General features: G+C 73.2%; 3 protein-coding genes. All 3 read left to right on the top strand.

Annotation, left to right across the window (positions count from 1 at the left end; all coding sequences use genetic code 11):
- Positions 1-15 precede the first annotated feature (15 nt).
- A complete protein-coding gene (locus ABD254_RS05150; RefSeq protein WP_344246292.1) occupies positions 16-6,072 on the top strand; it encodes an Ig-like domain-containing protein in 6,057 nt (2,018 codons plus the stop codon).
- Positions 6,073-6,275: 203 nt separating this feature from the next.
- A complete protein-coding gene (locus tag ABD254_RS05145) occupies positions 6,276-12,320 on the top strand; it encodes an Ig-like domain-containing protein (RefSeq protein WP_344246290.1) in 6,045 nt (2,014 codons plus the stop codon).
- A 208-nt stretch (positions 12,321-12,528) separates the two neighbouring features.
- A complete protein-coding gene (locus ABD254_RS05140; RefSeq protein WP_344246288.1) occupies positions 12,529-18,570 on the top strand; it encodes an Ig-like domain-containing protein in 6,042 nt (2,013 codons plus the stop codon).
- The last annotated feature ends 56 nt before the right edge of the window (positions 18,571-18,626 follow it).

The raw sequence follows: 18,626 nt of genomic DNA, 5'->3' as shown, positions 1-18,626 counted from the left end.
CACCACGGGGGACCCTTGGGCCTGTTCACGCGCCTGCGTGCCGACCGCCGCACGACCGTCTCGACGACGGTCGTGCTCGCGCTGTCCGCGGGTGTCGTCGCGGCCGCGGTGCTGTACGACGGCGAGGCGACGGCCGACGTCGACGTGAACGACTCGGGGGTCTGGGTCACCAAGCAGTCCGCGGGCCTCGTCGGGCGGTTCAACACCGAGGCGAAGGCGCTGGACGGCACGCTGCTGGCCGGCACCTCCGCGTTCGACGTGGACCAGCAGGCGAGCCAGGTGCTCGTCGGGGACCAGGGCAACAGCGCCGCGAGCCTCGTCGACGTCGCCCGCCTGAAGTTCTCCTCGACGACCCGCCTCCCCGCGGGCGCCGAGGCCGCGATCGGCGGGGGTCGCGCGGCGGTCCTCGACGCCGAGTCGGGGGAGCTGTGGGAGACGGCGGTCGAGGACCTGCCCGCCCTCGACACCGAGGAGGCTGACCCCTCCGCGGAGCTGGACGGGGTGGCGCGGGTGGTGGTGTCGCAGGGAGGCACCACCTACGCCGTCGTCCCGGCCCGGGACACGCTGTGGACCCTCGAGCCCGGCGCGGAGCCGGTCACGACCGAGCTGGGCCTGCTCGACGAGGGCGACGACGTCGTGCTCACGACGGTCGGCGACGACCTGGTGGTCCTCGACCGCACGGACGGCCTGCTGCGCCTGCCGGACGGCGAGACGGTCGAGGTCGCCGACGGCCAGGAAGCGCGGCTCCAGCAGCCGGGGGAGCCGTCGGGGGCGGTGGCCTACGCGACGTCCTCGGCGCTGGTGCTGCAGCCGCTCGGCGGCGGCGCGGCGACCTCGCGGCAGGCCTCCGGCTCGCCGGGGGCGCCGGTGCAGCTCGGCGGCTGCCTGTACGGGGCGTGGTCCACCACGGGCCAGATCGTGCGCGACTGCGCGGGCACCGACCGGGACGTGGACAAGGTCCTCGAGGGCATCGACCAGACGACGCGGCTCGAGTACCGGGTCAACCGGGAGAACGTCGTGCTCAACGACCTCACCTCCGGCATCCTCTGGATGGCGCTGGACGAGTTCGAGAAGGTCGACGACTGGGACGTCAAGCTGCCCGAGCAGGTCGAGGGGCAGGACGAGGACGCGGAGGACGCCGAGCCGGAGCTGGTCGACAACACGGTGGTCGACCGCGAGAAGCAGGACCCGCCGGAGGCGAAGGACGACGCGTTCGGCGTCCGGCCGGGCCGCTCCACGGTGCTCGACGTGCTATCCAACGACCTGGACCCCGACGGCGACGTCGTCACCGCCGCGGTGGCCGGCGACCAGCCCGAGCCGTTCGCGGTGCAGCGAGTCCTGGGCGGCAAGGCGCTGCAGGCGGTCGTGCCCGAGGACGCGAGCGGCTCCGCGTCCTTCGCCTACGACGTGAGCGACGGGCGCGGCGGCACCGACCAGGGACAGGTCGACGTCCGGGTGGTCCCGTGGGACGAGAACGCCGCCCCGGAGCAGACCGGCAAGCCGGTGCTGCGTGTCGAGCAGGGCAAGAGCGCCCAGGCGAAGGTCCTGTCCTACTTCCGCGACCCGGACGGCGACGACGTCTACCTCGCGACGGCCTCGCCGACCGTGCAGGGCGACGAGGTGCGCGCGTACCCGGACGGCACGGTCGAGTTCCGCGACAACGGCACCGGCACGGGCCGCAAGAAGGTCACGCTCACGGTCGGCGACGGCCGGGGCGAGGTCGTCGAGGGCACGCTGTGGGTGGACGTCGGCGCCAGCCCCGAGCCCCCGGTCGCGGTCGGCGACCACGTCGTGGCGACGGCCGGCCAGCCGGTCACCGTCGAGCCGCTGGCCAACGACACCGACCCCAACGGCGACGACCTGCGGCTGACGAACGTCGCCGACGCCGCCCCCGCGGAGCTCACGCGCAACCTCGACTCCGGCACGTTCTCCTTCATGTCCCACGAGGCGGGCTCGTACGACGTGCTCTACCAGGTGACCGACGGCACGGCGTCCACCACCGGCGTGGTGCGGGTGGACGTGCAGGACGCCGAGAGCGCGCAGGGGGCGCCCGTCGTCGTCTCGGACACGGCACTCCTGCCGGCCGGCGGGTCGACGCTCGTGGACGTGCTCGCCAACGACACCGACCCGGCCGGCGGCGTGCTCGTCGTGCAGTCGGTCCAGGTGCCCGACGACGCGGGGCTCAGCGTCGCCGTCCTCGGCCACCAGATGCTGCGGGTGAGCGAGACCCGGCGCCTGTCGGAGCCGGTGGTGCTGAGGTACACGGTCTCGGGCGGGGACGAGACGGCGACCGGCGAGGTCCGGGTCCTCCCGGTGCCGGCGCCGGAGCGGCTGCAGCCGCCGAACGCCGCGGCCGACGAGGTCACCGTCCGCGTCGGCGACTACGTGAACATCCCGGTGCTGTCGAACGACACCCATCCGGACGGCCTGGAGCTGACCCTTGACGGCGACCTGGAGCAGTCCGTCGACCCGGCCCAGGGGGACCTGTTCGTCTCCGAGGACCGGCTGCGCTTCCGCGCCGGCTCCGAGCCCGGCACCGCGTACGCCATCTACAAGGTGCGCGACCCGAACGGGCAGGAGGACTCCGCCCAGGTCACGATCCACATCCGCGGCGGCGAGGAGAACGCCGCGCCGGTGCCCCGCGACGTCGAGGCCCGCGTGCTCGCGGGCGGCACCACGCGGGTCCTCGTCCCGCTGGACGGCGTCGACCCGGACGGGGACTCCGTGCAGCTCACCGGGCTCGCGACCGGCCCCGGGCAGGGCCGGGCGGAGGTGGTCGACGGGTACGTCGACTACGCCGCCGCGAAGGACGCCCGCGGGGTCGACTCGTTCCGCTACACCGTGCAGGACGCGCGCGGCGAGGTCGCCACCGGCGTCGTCCGGGTGGGCATCGCGCAGCCGCCCGCGACCAACCAGCCGCCCGTCGCCGCCGACGACGAGGTCACCGTCCGTCCGGACCGGCGCGTCGCCGTCCCGGCGCTGGAGAACGACTCCGACCCCGACGGCGACCGGGTGGGCCTCGTGGCCGGGTCGCTGGACGGCGGCGAGGACCTGGACGCCGAGGTGGCCGAGGACCGCATCGTCGTGAACGCGCCCGGGGACGAGGGCACGTACACGTTCTTCTACGCGGTCGAGGACACCTACGCGGCGCGCGGCTCGGCGTCGGTGAGCGTCACCGTCGCCCGTGACGCCCCGCTGCTGCCCCCGGTCGCGCGCGACGACTCCGTGCCTGTGGCCGACCTGCTCGGCGCGACCACCGTCACCGTCCCGGTGCTGGAGAACGACGAGGACCCGGACGGCGCCGCCGACGACCTGACCGTCGAGACCTCGGCCACGACCGCGACCGTCACCGACGACGGCACGCTCGCCGTGACGCTCACGCCGGAGCGCCAGGTCATCACCTACACCGTGACCGACGTGGACGGCCAGAGCGCGAAGGCGTTCGTCGTCGTGCCCGGCATGACCGCGATCGAGCCGATCCTCAAACCCGGGCAGGCGCCGCTCGAGGTGCTGTCGGGGGAGTCCCTGGACATCGACATCGCCGACCGCGTGCTGGTCGTCGACCCCCGCAGCCCGCGGCTCACCACGGCCGACCGGGTGACGGCCGTGGACGGCACGGTGGAGGTGACCGGCACGACCACCATGACGTTCACGCCGAAGGCGGGGCACGTCGGCCCGGCCTCGGTGACGTTCGAGGTGACCGACGGCAAGACCCCCGACGACCCGGAGGGGCACACGGCCGTGCTCACCCTGCCGGTCAGGGTGCTGCCGCCGGAGAACCTGCCGCCGGAGCCCGGCACGCCGACGGGCACGGTCGCCGCGGGCGAGGAGAGCGCGGTCGACCTCGGCCGGTTCGCGAAGGACCCCGACGACGACGACCTGCGCTTCGAGCTGGGCGCGCTCCCCGGCGGGCTGGGCGCGACCCTGTCGGGGGCGACGGTCACGCTGGAGGCAGCGCCCGACGTGGCGAAGGGCACGGTGCTCACCGTGCCGTACACCGTCACCGACGACGAGCACGCGCCGGTCGACGGCGAGCTCGCCGTCGAGGTGGTCGCGTCCACGCGCCCGCTGGCGCGCGCGGTCGACGACACGGTCGACGGCGCCCACCAGGGCGAGGCCGTGTCCGTGCCGGTGCTCGCGAACGACTCCAACCCGTTCGAGGAGCGCGCGCCGCTCGAGCTCGTCGGCGACGCGGTCCTCGAGACCGGCGTCGGCGGGACGACGGTGGACGGCGAAAGCGTCGTCGTCACCCCGGCCGACGACTTCGTCGGCACGATGGTCGTGCGATACACCGTGCAGGACGCCACGCAGGACCCCGACCGGCAGGTCGAGGGGCGGGCCACGGTCAACGTGCTCGGCGTGCCCGAGGCGCCGACGACGCCGGCGGTCGAGGAGGTCCGCTCGGGGACGGTCGTGCTGTCGTGGACCCCGCCGGTCAACAACGGCGCCGAGATCACCGGGTACACCGTGACCTCGAGCCAGGGCGACGAGTTCGACTGCGCCACCACGACGTGCACGCTGGACGGCCTGACCAACAACGTCACGTACACGTTCACCGTGACGGCGGCCAACGAGGTCGGCGACTCGGAGCAGTCCCCGGCGTCGGCCGAGGCCCGCCCGGACGAGAAGCCCGACCCGCCGGCGGCGCCGCGGCTCGAGTTCGGCGACGGCGAGCTGGTCGTCACGTGGGACAACGCGACCTATGCGGACCGCTCGCCGATCGGGTCGGTGAACCTCGAGATCTCGCCGGCGCCCGCGAACGGCGAGGCGCAGAAGGTCGGCGTCACCGACGAGCGCATCGTGTGGGACGGCCTCACCAACGGCACCGCCTACCGGGTGCGCGTCCAGGCGATCAACCGGGCTCCCGACCCGTCCGACTGGGGCGCGTGGTCCACGTCGATGATCCCGGCCGGGCCGCCGGCCGCCCCGGGCGCCCCCACCGCGACCCGCGTCGAGACGCCGCTGGGCGGCCAGGTGCACGTCGCCTGGCCCGTGCCCGCCGACAACGGCGACGCCGTGCGGGCCTACCACGTCGACGTCCTGCGCGACGGGACGAAGGAGGGTGCGACCCGCACCACGACGGCGCCCGCGCTCGACCTGGAGGGCCTGGCCACGAGGTCGACCTACACGTTCGTGGTCACGGCCGAGAACAAGGCCGGCAAGGGGTCCGCGAGCGCGGCGTCCAACGCCGTCACGCCGTACGGCACGCCGGGGGCGCCGGGCGCACCGACGGCGGCGCTGGGCGCGGACACGAACGGCAGGGCGGACGTGTCCTGGGGCGCGGCCGACGCCAACGGCAACCCCGTGACCTACACGGTCGCGACGGACCAGGGCGGCAGCACGACCACCACGGCCACGTCCCTGACCTACCCGGGGCTGGCGAACGGGACGGCGTACCGGTTCCGGGTCCAGGCGTGCAACGCCGCGGGCTGCTCCGCGTGGACCGCCTGGTCGGGCGCCGTCACGCCCTTCACCGTGCCCGGCACGCCCGGGGCCTCCTGGAGCAAGGCGAGCGCGACCGACGGCGAGTTCCGCACGTCGGCGCCGTCGTCGGACGGCGGGCGGCCGGTCGCCCGCTACGAGTGGCAGCTGTCCGGGTCGCAGAACGACAGCGGGTCACCGGCGTCGCCGCCCACGGTCGGCGTGAGCGGCGGCCACGACAAGACGTACTCGTTCCAGATCCGGGCGTGCAACGCCGCCGGGTGCGGCGCGTGGGCTACGGCCTCCGGGAGCACGGACCCGGCGCCGAACCCGCGGGCGTGGGTGACGCGCGGCGGGTCCACCGGCGTCGTCCCCGGGCAGTGCAGCTCCGGGAACTGCAACTACTTCGTCGTCAACACCTCGGACTTCGAGCCGGGCAACCACCAGGTGCAGTGCTGGTCCGACACCACCGCCGACGTCTCGGGGTGGCACGACATCATCACGCACGGGAAGAGCTGGAGCGCCGGCTCGTCGAAGACGTACGACCTGCCCGCGAACGGCACCAAGGCGCTCACCTGCTTCTACGGGATCCCCGGCACGCCCGTCGCCGTGATGATCGACGGCGTGAGGTACGAGGCCCGCGCCTGGTAGTGGCGAACCCGTCCCGAACGCCGGATTCGCCGCGTCTCCGTGGGCGTCATGGGTACCTCTCCCCATGACCGACACACGTCCTTCGTTGCCCCGGGCGGGTGAAGTCTGGCACCCTGTCGGAGCGATCCGATCTCCCCTGCCGCCGTCGGCCGGGGCGCGAAAGTCCGCCCGGGAGGTCGCCATCATCACGGCACGGGGGAATCTTGAGTCTGTTCACGCGCCTGCGTAGCGACCGTCGCGCGTCCGTCTCGACGACGGTCGTGCTCGCGCTGTCCGCGGGTGTCGTCGCGGCCGCGGTGCTGTACGACGGCGAGGCGACGGCCGACGTCGACGTGAACGACTCCGGGGTGTGGGTCACCAAGGAGCGCGGCGGTCTGGTGGGCCGCTTCAACACCGAGGCCAAGGCGCTGGACGGCACGATGCTGGCCGGCAGCGCGGCGTTCGACGTGGACCAGCAGGCGAGCCAGGTGCTCGTCGCCGACGACGGCAACAGCTCGGCCAGCGTCGTCGACGTCGCGCGGCTCAAGTTCTCCTCCACCACGCCGCTGCCGGCCGGGGCCGAGACCGCCACGGGCGGCGGCCGGGTCGCGGTGGTGGACGACGAGACGGGCTCGCTCTGGGTCAGCGAGCTGGACGTGCTCCCCGGCCTCGACACCGAGGAGACGGACCCGACCGCGGAGCTGGCCGGCGCGGCGCAGGTCGTGGTGTCGCAGGCGGGCACCACGTTCGCGGTGGTCCCGAGCCGGGACACGCTGTGGACCCTCGAGCCCGGCGAGGAGCCGGTCACGACCGAGCTGGGCCTGCTCGACGAGGGCGACGACGTCGTGCTCACGACGGTCGGCGACGACGTCGTGATCCTCGACCGGACGGACGGCGAGCTGCGGCTGCCCGGCGGGGACGTCGTGGACGTGGCCGACGCGCAGGGCGCGCGGCTCCAGCAGCCGGGGGAGCCCTCCGAGGCCGTGGCCTACGCGACGTCGTCGGCGCTGGTGCTGCAGCCGCTCGGTGGCGGCGCGGCGACCTCCCGGCAGGCCTCGGGCTCGCCGGGGGCACCGGTGCAGGTCGGCGGCTGCCTCTACGGCGCCTGGTCGACCACGGGCCAGATCGTCCGGGACTGCACGGGCACCGACCGCGACGTGGACCGGGTCCTCGAGGGCATCGACCAGACGACGAAGCTCGAGTACCGCGTGAACCGCAACAACGTGGTCCTCAACGACCTGACCTCCGGCATCCTGTGGATGGCGCTGGACGAGTTCGAGAAGGTCGACGACTGGGACGTCAAGCTGCCCGAGCAGGTCGAGGGCCAGGACGAGGACGCGGAGGACGCGAAGCCGGAGCTCGTCGACAACACGATCGTCGACCGCGAGAAGCAGGACCCACCGGAGGCGAAGGACGACGGCTACGGCGTCCGGCCGGGCCGCTCCACCGTCCTGGACGTGCTGGCCAACGACCTGGACCCGGACGGCGACGTCATCACGGCGAGCCTCGAGGGCGACGCCCCGGACGCGTTCTCCGTGCAGCGGGTGCTGGGCGGGAAGGCGCTGCAGGCCGTCACTGCCGAGGACGCGAGCGGCTCGGGCACGTTCACCTATGACGTGAGCGACGGGCGCGGCGGGCACGACCAGGCCTCGGTGGACGTCCGGGTGGTCCCGTGGGGCGAGAACCACAAGCCCGAGCAGACCGGCGACCCGGTGCTGCGGGTGGAGCAGGGCAAGAGCGCGCAGATCAAGGTCCTCCCGTACTTCAAGGACCCCGACGGCGACGACGTCTACCTCGCGACCGCGGCGCCGACCGTCCAGGGCGACGAGGTGCGCGCCTACCCGGACGGCACGGTCGAGTTCCGCGACAACGGCACCGGCACGGGCCGCAAGAAGGTCACGCTCACGGTCGGCGACGGCCAGGGCGAGGTCGTCGAGGGCACGCTGTGGGTGGACGTGCTCGGCGACAGCCCGCAGCCGCCCGTCGCGGTCGGCGACCACGTGGTCGTCACCGCGGGCCAGCCCGTGACGGTCGAGCCGCTGAAGAACGACGCCGACCCCAACGGCGACGAGCTGCGCCTCGCGAACGTCTCCGACGCCAAGCCTGCCGAGATCACCCCGAACTACGACGCGGGCACCTTCACGTTCCTCGCGCAGGAACCGAAGTCCTACGACGTGCTCTACCAGGTGACCGACGGGCCGGACTCGACGACCGGAGTGGTCCGCGTCGACGTGCAGGACCCGGACACCGCCCAGGGGGCGCCTGTCGTCGTCTCCGACACGGCCTTGCTGCCCGCGGGCGGGTCCGCCCTCGTGGACGTGCTGGCCAACGACACCGACCCGGCCGGCGGCGTGCTCGTGGTGCAGTCCGTCGAGGTGCCGGACGACGCCGGCGTGAGCGTGGCCGTGCTGAGCCACCAGATGCTGCGCATCACCGAGACCCGGCGCATCTCCGAGGCCGTGACGCTGACCTACACCGTCTCGAACGGCACCGAGACGTCCACGGGAGAGGTGCGCGTGCTGCCCGTGCCCGCGCCCGACCGGCTGCAGCCGCCCAACGCCGCACCGGACGAGGTGACCGTCCGCGCCGGCGACTTCGTGAACATCCCGGTGCTGTCGAACGACACCCACCCGGACGGCCTGGAGCTCACCCTCGACGGGGACCTCGAGCAGACGGTCGACGCGGCCCAGGGCGACCTCTTCGTCTCCGAGGACCGGCTGCGCTTCCGCGCGGGCTCCGAGCCCGGCACGGCCTACGCGATCTACCAGGTCCGCGACCCGAACGGGCAGGAGGACTCCGCGCAGGTCACCATCCACATCCGGGGCGGCGACGACAACGCGGCACCGGTGCCGCACGACGTCGACGCCCGGGTGCTGTCCGGCGGTACCGTGCGCATCCCGGTGCCGCTGGACGGCATCGACCCGGACGGCGACTCCGTGCAGCTCACCGGGCTCGCGACAGGCCCGACGCAGGGTCGGGCCGAGGTCGTCGACGGGTACGTCGACTACGAGGCGGGCAAGAACGCCCGGGGCGCCGACAGCTTCCGCTACACCGTGCAGGACGCGCGCGGCGAGGTCGCGACCGGGCTGATCCGCGTGGGCATCGCGCAGCCGCCGGCCACCAACCAGTCGCCCGTCGCCGCCGACGACGAGATCACGGTTCGTCCGGACCGGCGCGTGGCGGTGCCGGCGCTCGAGAACGACTCCGACCCCGACGGCGACCAGGTCGGCCTGGTCTCGGGGGCCCTCGAGGGCGACGACGACCTCGACGCCGAGGTCGCGGACGACCGGATCGTCGTGCGGACGCCCGCGGACGAGGGCACGTACACGTTCTTCTACGCGATCGAGGACACCTACGCGGCCCGTGCCTCCGCCGCCGTGACCGTCACGGTCGCCGACGACGCACCGCTGCTGAAGCCGACCGCCCGCGACGACTCCGTGCCCGTCGCGGACCTCATGGGCAAGACGGCCGTCACCGTCCCGGTGCTGGAGAACGACGAGGACCCCGACGGCGCGGCCGACGACCTGACGGTCGAGACCGCGGCCACGACCGCGGCAGTCACCGAGGACGGCGACCTGGAGGTCACCCTCACGGAGCAGCGACAGGTCATCACCTACACGGTCACCGACATCGACGGGCAGACGGCCAAGGCGTTCGTCGTCGTGCCGGGGATGGCGGCCACCGAGCCGATCCTCAAGCCCGGGCAGGCGCCGCTCGAGGTGCTCTCGGGCGAAACGCTCGACATCGACATCACCGACCATGTGCTGGTCGTCGAGGGTCGCTCTCCGCGCCTGACCACCGCCGACCAGGTCACCGCCCTCGAGGGCGCTGTCGAGGTGACCAGCGCGACCACCATGACCTACACCCCGCGCGCCGACTACCAGGGGCCCGCGGGCGTCACGTTCGAGGTGACGGACGGCGACGGCCCGGACGACCCGGAGGGACACACGGCCGTGCTGACCCTGCCCGTCAGGGTGCTGCCGCCGGAGAACCTGCCGCCGGAGCCCGGCTCGCCGTCGGGCACCGTCGCCGCGGGCGAGGAGAGCGCGGTCGACCTCGGGCGGTTCGCGAAGGACCCCGACGAGGACGCGCTGCGCTTCGAGCTGGGCGGCCTGCCCGAGGGCCTGAGCGCCACGATGCAGGGATCGCGGGTCACGCTCGAGGCCGCCCCGGAGGTGCCCAAGGGCACGACCATGACGGTGCCGTACACCGTCACGGACGACGAGCATCCGCCGGTCGACGGTGAGCTCCGGGTCGAGGTGGTGGCCTCGACCCGGCCGCTGGCCCGCGCCGTGGACGACACGGTCGACGACGCCCACCAGGGCGAACCGGTATCCGTGCCGGTGCTCGCCAACGACTCCAACCCGTTCGAGGACCGCGGCCCGCTCGAACTCGTCGGCCAGCCCGTCGTCGAGACGGGACAGGGCGACGCGACCGCGGACGGCGACCAGGTCGTCGTCACGCCGAAGGACGACTTCGTCGGCACGATGGTGGTCCGCTACCTCGTCCAGGACGCGACGCAGGACCCGGACCGACAGGTCGAGGGCCGCGTGACGATCAACGTGCTGGGCGTCCCCGAGGCGCCCGTGAAGCCGGTGGTCGAGGAGGTGCGTTCCGGGACGGTCGTGCTGTCGTGGACGCCGCCGGTCAACAACGGCGCCGAGATCTCCGGGTACACGGTGACGTCGAACCAGGGAGACACCTTCGACTGCGCGACGACCACGTGCACCCTGGACGGGCTCACGAACAACGTCACGTACACGTTCACGGTGACGGCGACCAACGAGGTGGGCGACTCCGAGAAGTCGCCCGCGTCTGCCGAGGCCCGTCCGGACGAGAAGCCCGACCCGCCGGCCGCGCCGCAGCTCGTCTTCGGCGACGAGTCCCTCGTCGTCACGTGGGACAACGCCGCCTACACGGACCGCTCGCCGATCCAGTCGGTGAACCTCGAGATCTCGCCTGCGCCCGCCGACGGCGAGGCGCAGAAGGTGGGCGTCACCGGCGAGCGGATCGTGTGGGAGGGCCTGACCAACGGCGTCGCCTACAAGGTGCGCGTCCAGGCCGTGAACCTCGCACCCGACCCGTCCGAGTGGGGCGCGTGGTCGACCACCGAGGTCCCGGCCCGCCCCCCGGAGGCTCCGGGGGCGCCGACGGCCACCCGCGTCAGCTCGGAGATCGCCCCCGACGGCGGCGAGATCGACGTGTCGTGGACGGCGCCGATCGACAACGGCGACGCGGTGAGCACGTACTACGTGGACGTCTTCGAGGATGGGTCGAACATCGAGACCCGTCCGGTGACGGCGACATCGACGAAGTTCCAGGGCCTGAACAACAAGGCGAGCTACACGTTCGCCGTGACAGCGGAGAACAAGGCGGGCAAGGGCGCCACGAGCGCGCAGTCTGCGCCCGTCACACCGTTCGGCAAGCCCGGCACGACGGGCACGCCGAAGGCCGCCCTGATCAGCGGAGACACGAGCGGCAAGGCGCGCGTGGAATGGGCCGCGGCCGACGACAACGGCAGCCCCGTGACGTACACCGTGGACGTGGAGCCCGGCGGCTCGATCACCACGACCAGCACGGCGGTCACCTACACCGGCCTGAGCAACGGGACCAACTACAAGTTCCGGGTCCAGGCGTCCAACGCGGCGGGCTACTCCGCGTGGACGGCATACTCCGGCTCCGTGAACCCGTACGGGGCCGTGCCGACGCCCACGGTGCGCGCGAGCGGCGGCAACCAGAAGGTCTACTTCTCCTGGTCGACGGCCACCAACGGCCGGAACATCTCGGTCAACGTGTCCGGAGCGCTGTCGAGCACCGCCAAGAGCGGCAGCGGCGTGGAGGTGGCCGCCGGATACTCCCAGACCAAGGAGATCTGCGTCACCGCGACCGACACCGAGGGTCAGTCGGAGCAGAACTGCGCGTCCGCGACGTCCGACCCGAGGCCGCAACCCACGATGACGCTCCGGCGCGGCTCGAGCGCCGTCGGCGAGTCCGAGTACGGGGACTGCTTCAGCTCGGGCTGCGCCTACCTGGAGGTGACGATCCGCAACGCCCCGCCCAACGCCACCTTCAACTACAGCTGCATCTCGAACGGGCGGAAGTTCAACAAGGCCGGGACCAACTGGAAGCGGGCGGAGCGGACGAGCACCGACGCCAACGGCAACGCCGGCCCGCGCGACCTGTGGTGCTACACGGGCGCCGTGGGCGAGAGCGTGTGGGTCGAGACGACCGGCCTCGGCGGCCTCAGTAGCAACAAGGTCACGTGGTGACGCGGGACGCTCGAGCGAAGCCCGCGGCACGGGGACCTCTCCCCATGCCCGCGGGCCGTTCCCGGGTACCCACGCCGGGTACACCTGGGTACTCTTGCCCCGAGACCGCACCGCCGATGTCGGCCGGGGCGCAGCCCAGCTGCCGGTCGACATCGTCCCGGGGGTTCCTTTGCGCCTGATCACGCGCTCGCGCGATCGTCGTACCGTCGTGTCCACCGCGCTCGTCGTCGTGCTCTCCGCGGGGGTGGCGACGGCGGCCGTGCTCTACGACGGCGTGGCCACGGCGGACGTCGACGTGAACGACTCCGGGGTCTGGGTCACCAAGCAGTCCGCGGGCCTCGTCGGGCGCTTCAACACCGAGGCGAAGTCGCTCGACGGCACCCTCCTGGCGGGCAGCTCCGCGTTCGACGTCGACCAGCAGGCCGGCGAGGTCCTCGTCGCGGACGACGGCACGAGCACCGCGAACCTCGTCGACGTGGCCCGGCTCAAGTTCGGCTCCACCACGGCCGTGCCCGCCGGGGCGACGCTCGCGATGGGCGGCGGCAGGGTCGCCGTCGTCGACGACGAGCAGGGCGGCCTGTGGCTCACGAGCGTCGACCGGCTGCCCACGCTCGACACCGAGGAGGACCCGGACCTCGACCTCGGCGGCGCCGGGGAGGCCGTGGTCTCCGCCACCGGCACCGTCTTCGTCGCCGTCCCGGCCAAGGACGCCCTGTTCACGATCCGCCCGGGCAGCGAGCCCGAGCGCGCCGAGCTGGGCCTGCTCGACGAGGCCGACGACGTCGTGCTCACGACCGTGGGCGACGACGTGGTGGTCCTCGACCGCACCGACGCGCGGCTCCGGCTGCCGGGCGGGGAGACGGTCGAGGTCGCCGACGCGCAGGGCGCGCGCCTGCAGCAGCCCGGCGCGGCGTACTCCGACGTCCTGTACGCGACGTCGAGCGCGCTGGTGCGCCAGCCGCTCGACGGCGGCACGGCGACGGTCCGCAAGGTCTCGGGCACCCCGGCCGCCCCCGTGGCGCTCGGCGGCTGCGTGTACGGCGCCTGGTCGGCCACCGGTCAGATCGTCCGGGACTGCGAGGGCACCGACCGCGACGTCGAGCGGGTCCTCGACGGCCTCGAGCCGAGCACCGTCCTCGAGTACCGCACCAACCGCGACAACGTCGTCCTCAACGACCTCAGCGCGGGGACCGTCTGGCTGGCCCAGGACGAGTACGAGAAGGTCGACGACTGGGACGTCCAGCTGCCCGGCGAGGGCGACGGCGAGGACGAGAACGCCGACGACGAGACGCCGGAGCTCGTGGACCAGACGATCGTCGACCGCGAGAAGCAGGACCCGCCGGAGGCGAAGGACGACAAGTTCGGCGTCCGGCCGGGCCGCTCGACCGTGCTCGACGTGCTGTCCAACGACCTCGACCCCGACGGGGACGTCATCACCGCCGAGCTCCTCGACGACGAGACCGACCCGATCGACGTGCAGGGCGTGCTCGGGGGGCGGGCGCTGCAGGCCGTCGTGCCCGACGACGCCGAGGGCACGGTCTCGTTCACGTACGCCGCCACCGACGGCCGGGGCGGGCACGACGAGGCCGACGTGGACGTGCGGGTGGTGCCGTGGAGCGAGAACACCGCCCCCGAGGCCTCCGGCGAGCCGGTGCTCGAGGTGGGCCTGGGCCGCACGGCCGAGATCCGCGTGCTGCCGTTCTTCCGCGACCCGGACGGCGACGACCTCTACCTGGCCACGGCGTCGTCGGCGATCAAGGGCGACGAGGTGCGGGCCACGCCCGACGGGCGCATCGAGTTCCGCGACGAGGGCACCAGCACCGGCCGCAAGAAGGTCACGCTGACGGTGAGCGACGGCCGGGCGACGACCGAGGGCACCCTCTGGGTCGACGTCGTCGGCGACACCGAGCGGCCGCCGGTCGCGGTGGGCGACCACGTCGTCGTCACCGCCGGCGAGCCGGTGACGGTCGAGCCGCTGAAGAACGACACCGACCCCAACGGTGACGAGCTGCGCCTGTCCGACGTCGGCGACGCGCCGCCTGCGGACATCGTCGTGAACGACGAGGCGGGGACGTTCACCTTCGTGGCGCAGGAGCCGAAGTCCTACGACGTGCTCTACCAGGTCACCGACGGCCCGAGCGCCACCACGGGCGTCGTGCGGGTGGACGTCGTCGACCCGGACGACGCGGCGGGCGACCCGGTCGCCGTCTCCGACACGGCGCTGCTGCCCGCGGGCGGGTCGGTCCTCGTGGACGTGCTCGCGAACGACTCCGACCCGGCAGGCGGGGTGCTCGTCGTGCAGTCGGTCGACGTGCCCGACGACGCGGGGGTCACCGTCGCCACGCTCGGGCACCAGATGCTGCGCGTCACGGAGACACGCCGCCTCGCCGAGCCGGTCACGCTGCGCTACACGGTCTCCAACGGGGACGGCACGGCGACGGGCGAGGTCCGCATCCTGCCCGTCCCCGCGCCGGAGAAGCTCCGCCCGCCGAGCGCCGTCGCGGACGAGGTGGTCGTGCACGTCGGCGACTACGTGAACATCCCGGTGCTCGCGAACGACACCCACCCCGACGGGCTGGAGCTCACGCTCGACGACGAGCTGGAGCAGACGGTCGAGCCGGACCAGGGCGAGCTGTTCGTCTCCGAGGGCCGGCTGCGCTTCCGCGCGGGCACCGAGGCCACGACGGCCTACGCGATCTACAAGGTCACCGATCCGAACGGGCAGGAGGACTCCGCCCAGGTCACCATCAAGGTGCGTGACGGCGAGGAGAACCGCCCGCCGACGCCGCGCGACGCGTCGGCCCGGGTCCTGTCCGGGGGCAAGGTGCGCGTCCAGGTGCCGCTCGACGGCATCGACCCGGACGGCGACTCGGTGCAGCTCGTGAACATCGTCCAGCCGCCGCTCAAGGGCATCGCCGAGATCGCCGAGGGCCAGTACCTCGACTTCCGCGCGACCGCCGGCGCGACGGGCCAGGACACCCTGACGTACGCCGTCGTCGACGCGCGCGGCGAGACCGCTGTCGGCACGGTCCGCATCGGCATCGCCCCGCCGGGCACGTCGAACCACCCGCCGGTCGCCCAGGACGACGTCGTCACCGTGCGCCCGGACCGCGCGGTCGCGGTCCCGGCCCTGCGCAACGACACCGACCCCGACGGGGACCAGGTCGGCCTGGTGCCCGGTGCGATCGAGGCGAAGGCGCCGCTGGACCCGGAGGTGACCGAGGACCGGATCGTGCTGCAGACGCCGGCCGACGAGGGCACGTACAGCTTCTACTACGGCATCGAGGACGTCTGGGCGGCGCGCGCCACGGGCGCCGTGACCGTCGAGGTCGCCCGCGACGCGCCGCTGCTCCCGCCGGTCGCGCGCGACGACATCGTGGTGCCGGGGGCGATCACGGCCGACATGACGAGCGTCTCCGTGCCGGTGCTGCGCAACGACGAGGACCCGGACGGCGCCGCCACGGAGCTCACGGTCACGGTGGACGGCGAGACGGCGACCGTCGACGACGACGGCGTGGTCGAGGTGACGCTCACCGACGCCCGCCAGCTGCTCACCTACACCGTCGCCGACGTGGACGGCCTGGAGGGCAAGGCGTTCATCCAGATCCCGGCCCTGCAGAACGCGGCCGCCGCGCCACAGCAGCCGGAGGAGGAGACCGACCTCCTCGGGCCGCCGCCGCTGCTCAAGCCAGGCTTCGTGCCGCTCGAGGTGAAGTCGGGCGAGCCGCTCACCGTCGACCTGCGGGACGCGGTCGTCGTCGCCGAGGGCGGCGAGGTCGCCATCGCGGACGCGGGCAGCGCCCGCGCCGTCGCGGGCAGCGTCGTCGTGCAGGACGCCCAGCACCTCGTGTACACCTCCGAGCCCGACTACGTCGGGCCGGCGGCCGTGAGCGTCCAGGTGACCGACGGCCTCGGCGAGGCGAAGGACGCGGCGAAGCGGGTCGTCACCGTGCAGGTGCCGATCACCGTGCTGCCGCCCGAGAACCTGCCGCCCGAGCCCGGGTCGCCCACCGTGCAGGTCGCCGCTGGTGAGGAGACCGCCGTCGACCTGGCGCGCTTCGCGACCGACGCCGACGGCGACGAGCTGACGTTCGCCCTGGGGGCGGCGCCCGAGGGCCTCACGGCCACGGCCACCGGCGGCACGGTGACCCTGCAGGCGTCTCCGGACGTCGTGAAGGGCACCGACCTCGAGATCCCGTACACCGTGTCCGACGGCGAGAACCCGGCCGTCGACGGCGCGCTCCGCGCCACCGTCGTCGCGTCCACGCGGCCGCTGGCGAAGGCGAACCCGGACACCGTCGAGGACGCGCACCAGGGCGAGCCGGTCTCGGTCCCGGTGCTCGCCAACGACGTCGACCCGTTCGACCCGCAGGGGCTCGAGGTCATCGGCGCCGTCGTGGAGACGGGGGCGGGCGAGGCCGTGGTCGACGGCGACGAGGTCGTCGTCACGCCGGAGGCGCACTTCGTCGGCACGTTCGTCGCGGTGTACCGCGTGCAGGACGCGACCGGGGACGCCGACCGCCTCGTCGAGGGCCGGGTCACGGTGAACGTGCTGGGCGTGCCCGAGGCGCCCGCGAAGCCCGTGGTCGAGGAGGTCCGCTCGGAGACGGTCGTGCTCTCGTGGACCCCGCCGGTCAACAACGGCGCCGAGATCACCGGGTACACGGTGACGTCCAGCCAGGGCGACACCTTCGAGTGCGCCACGACCACCTGCACCCTCGAGCCCCTGACCAACAACGTCACGTACACGTTCACCGCGACGGCGACCAACGTGGTCGGGGAGTCGCCCGCGTCACCCGCGTCGGCCGAGGCGCGCCCGGACCAGAAGCCGGACCCGCCGGCTGCGCCCACCCTGGACTTCGGCGACCGGTCCCTCAAGGTCACCTGGGTCAACGCGACGTACACCGACCGCTCGCCGATCGAGTGCGTGAACCTCATGATCTCGCCCGCGCCCGCGAGCGGCATCAGCCAGATCGCCTGCGTCACCGGGCAGAGCTACGAGTGGGCGGGCCTGACCAACGGCACCTCTTACACCGTGGCGCTGCAGGCCGAGAACGACGCGCCCGACCCGTCCGACTGGGGCGTGATGTCGGCGCCGATGACGCCGGCCGCACCGCCGGACGCCCCCGGCGCGCCGTCGGCGACGCGCGTCTCCGACCCGCTGGGCGGCAAGATCACGGTGACGTGGAGCCCGCCGAACGCCAACGGCGACCCGGTGTCGACCTACCACGTGACCACGCTCAAGAACGGCTCGCCGGCCGGTTCGGCTGTCCCGGTCTCGGGCACGACGTACTCCGCCACGGGCCTCGACAACGAGGCGACCTACACGTTCACCGTCGTCGCCGAGAACAAGGCCGGCAAGGGCGGCGCGAGTGCGGCGTCCAACGCGATCGTCCCGTTCGGCAAGCCGTCGGCGCCCACCGGCGTCAGGGTCGCGGACAACCAGGGCGTGCCCACCGTGAGCTGGAACGCCGCCGATGCCAACGGCTCCCCGGTGACGAGCTACACCGTGGTCGCGTCCGACGGCGCGTCGAAGACGGTGTCGGGCACGAGCACCTCGTTCACGGGCCTGGCCGAAGGCCAGACCTACACGTTCCAGGTGCAGGCCACGAACGCCGGCGGCACCTCGGACCTGAGCGCGCGGAGCGGCAGCGTCAAGGTGTACAACAAGCCGGCGGCGCCGGGCGTGAGCTGGACCCAGTCGTCGTCGACCTCCGGGTACTTCACCGTCAGCGCCCCGAGCTCCTGGCACGGCGACACCGGGTCGTGGTCGTGGACGCTCACCGGCTCCGACGGCACGAAGTCGGGCTCCTCGGCCGGTCGGATCGACGTGAGCGGGTCTCCGAGCTGGAACTCGGGGAACAAGTCGTACTCCGTCTCGGTGTCCGCGACCAACAAGGCGGGGACGTCGTCGGCCTCCGCCAGCGGCAGCACCACCGCGCCGCCGCCACCCGACCCGAAGATCTCCGTCTCGGCGGGCCCGGCGTACAGCACCCCGGGCTGCACGAACACCGCCGTGTGCCACCGGTTCCGGATCAACACCAACGCCGACTTCCCGGCCGACACCTACAACATCCAGTGCTGGTCGACCTACGACGGACTGGTGTCCGACCGGACCTACTCGGTCACCATCGGCCCCAACAGCTCTCAGGACCTGTGGTGCACGCTCGGCCGCTCGTTCAACGCCGAGGTGTGGGTGACTGTCAACGGAAGCACCCAGTGGGCCCAGCGCAGCGTCTGGCCCTGGTGACCTCGCCCCTCTCGAACCGACCTCTTGCGAATAAACCCACCCTGGAGAAGCCCGAC

The organism is Isoptericola hypogeus, from assembly GCF_039531145.1.
GTDB classification, from domain to species: domain Bacteria; phylum Actinomycetota; class Actinomycetes; order Actinomycetales; family Cellulomonadaceae; genus Isoptericola; species Isoptericola hypogeus.
The sequence above is the reverse complement of the archived record's forward strand: the minus strand, read 5'-3'. Positions and strand labels throughout refer to the sequence as shown.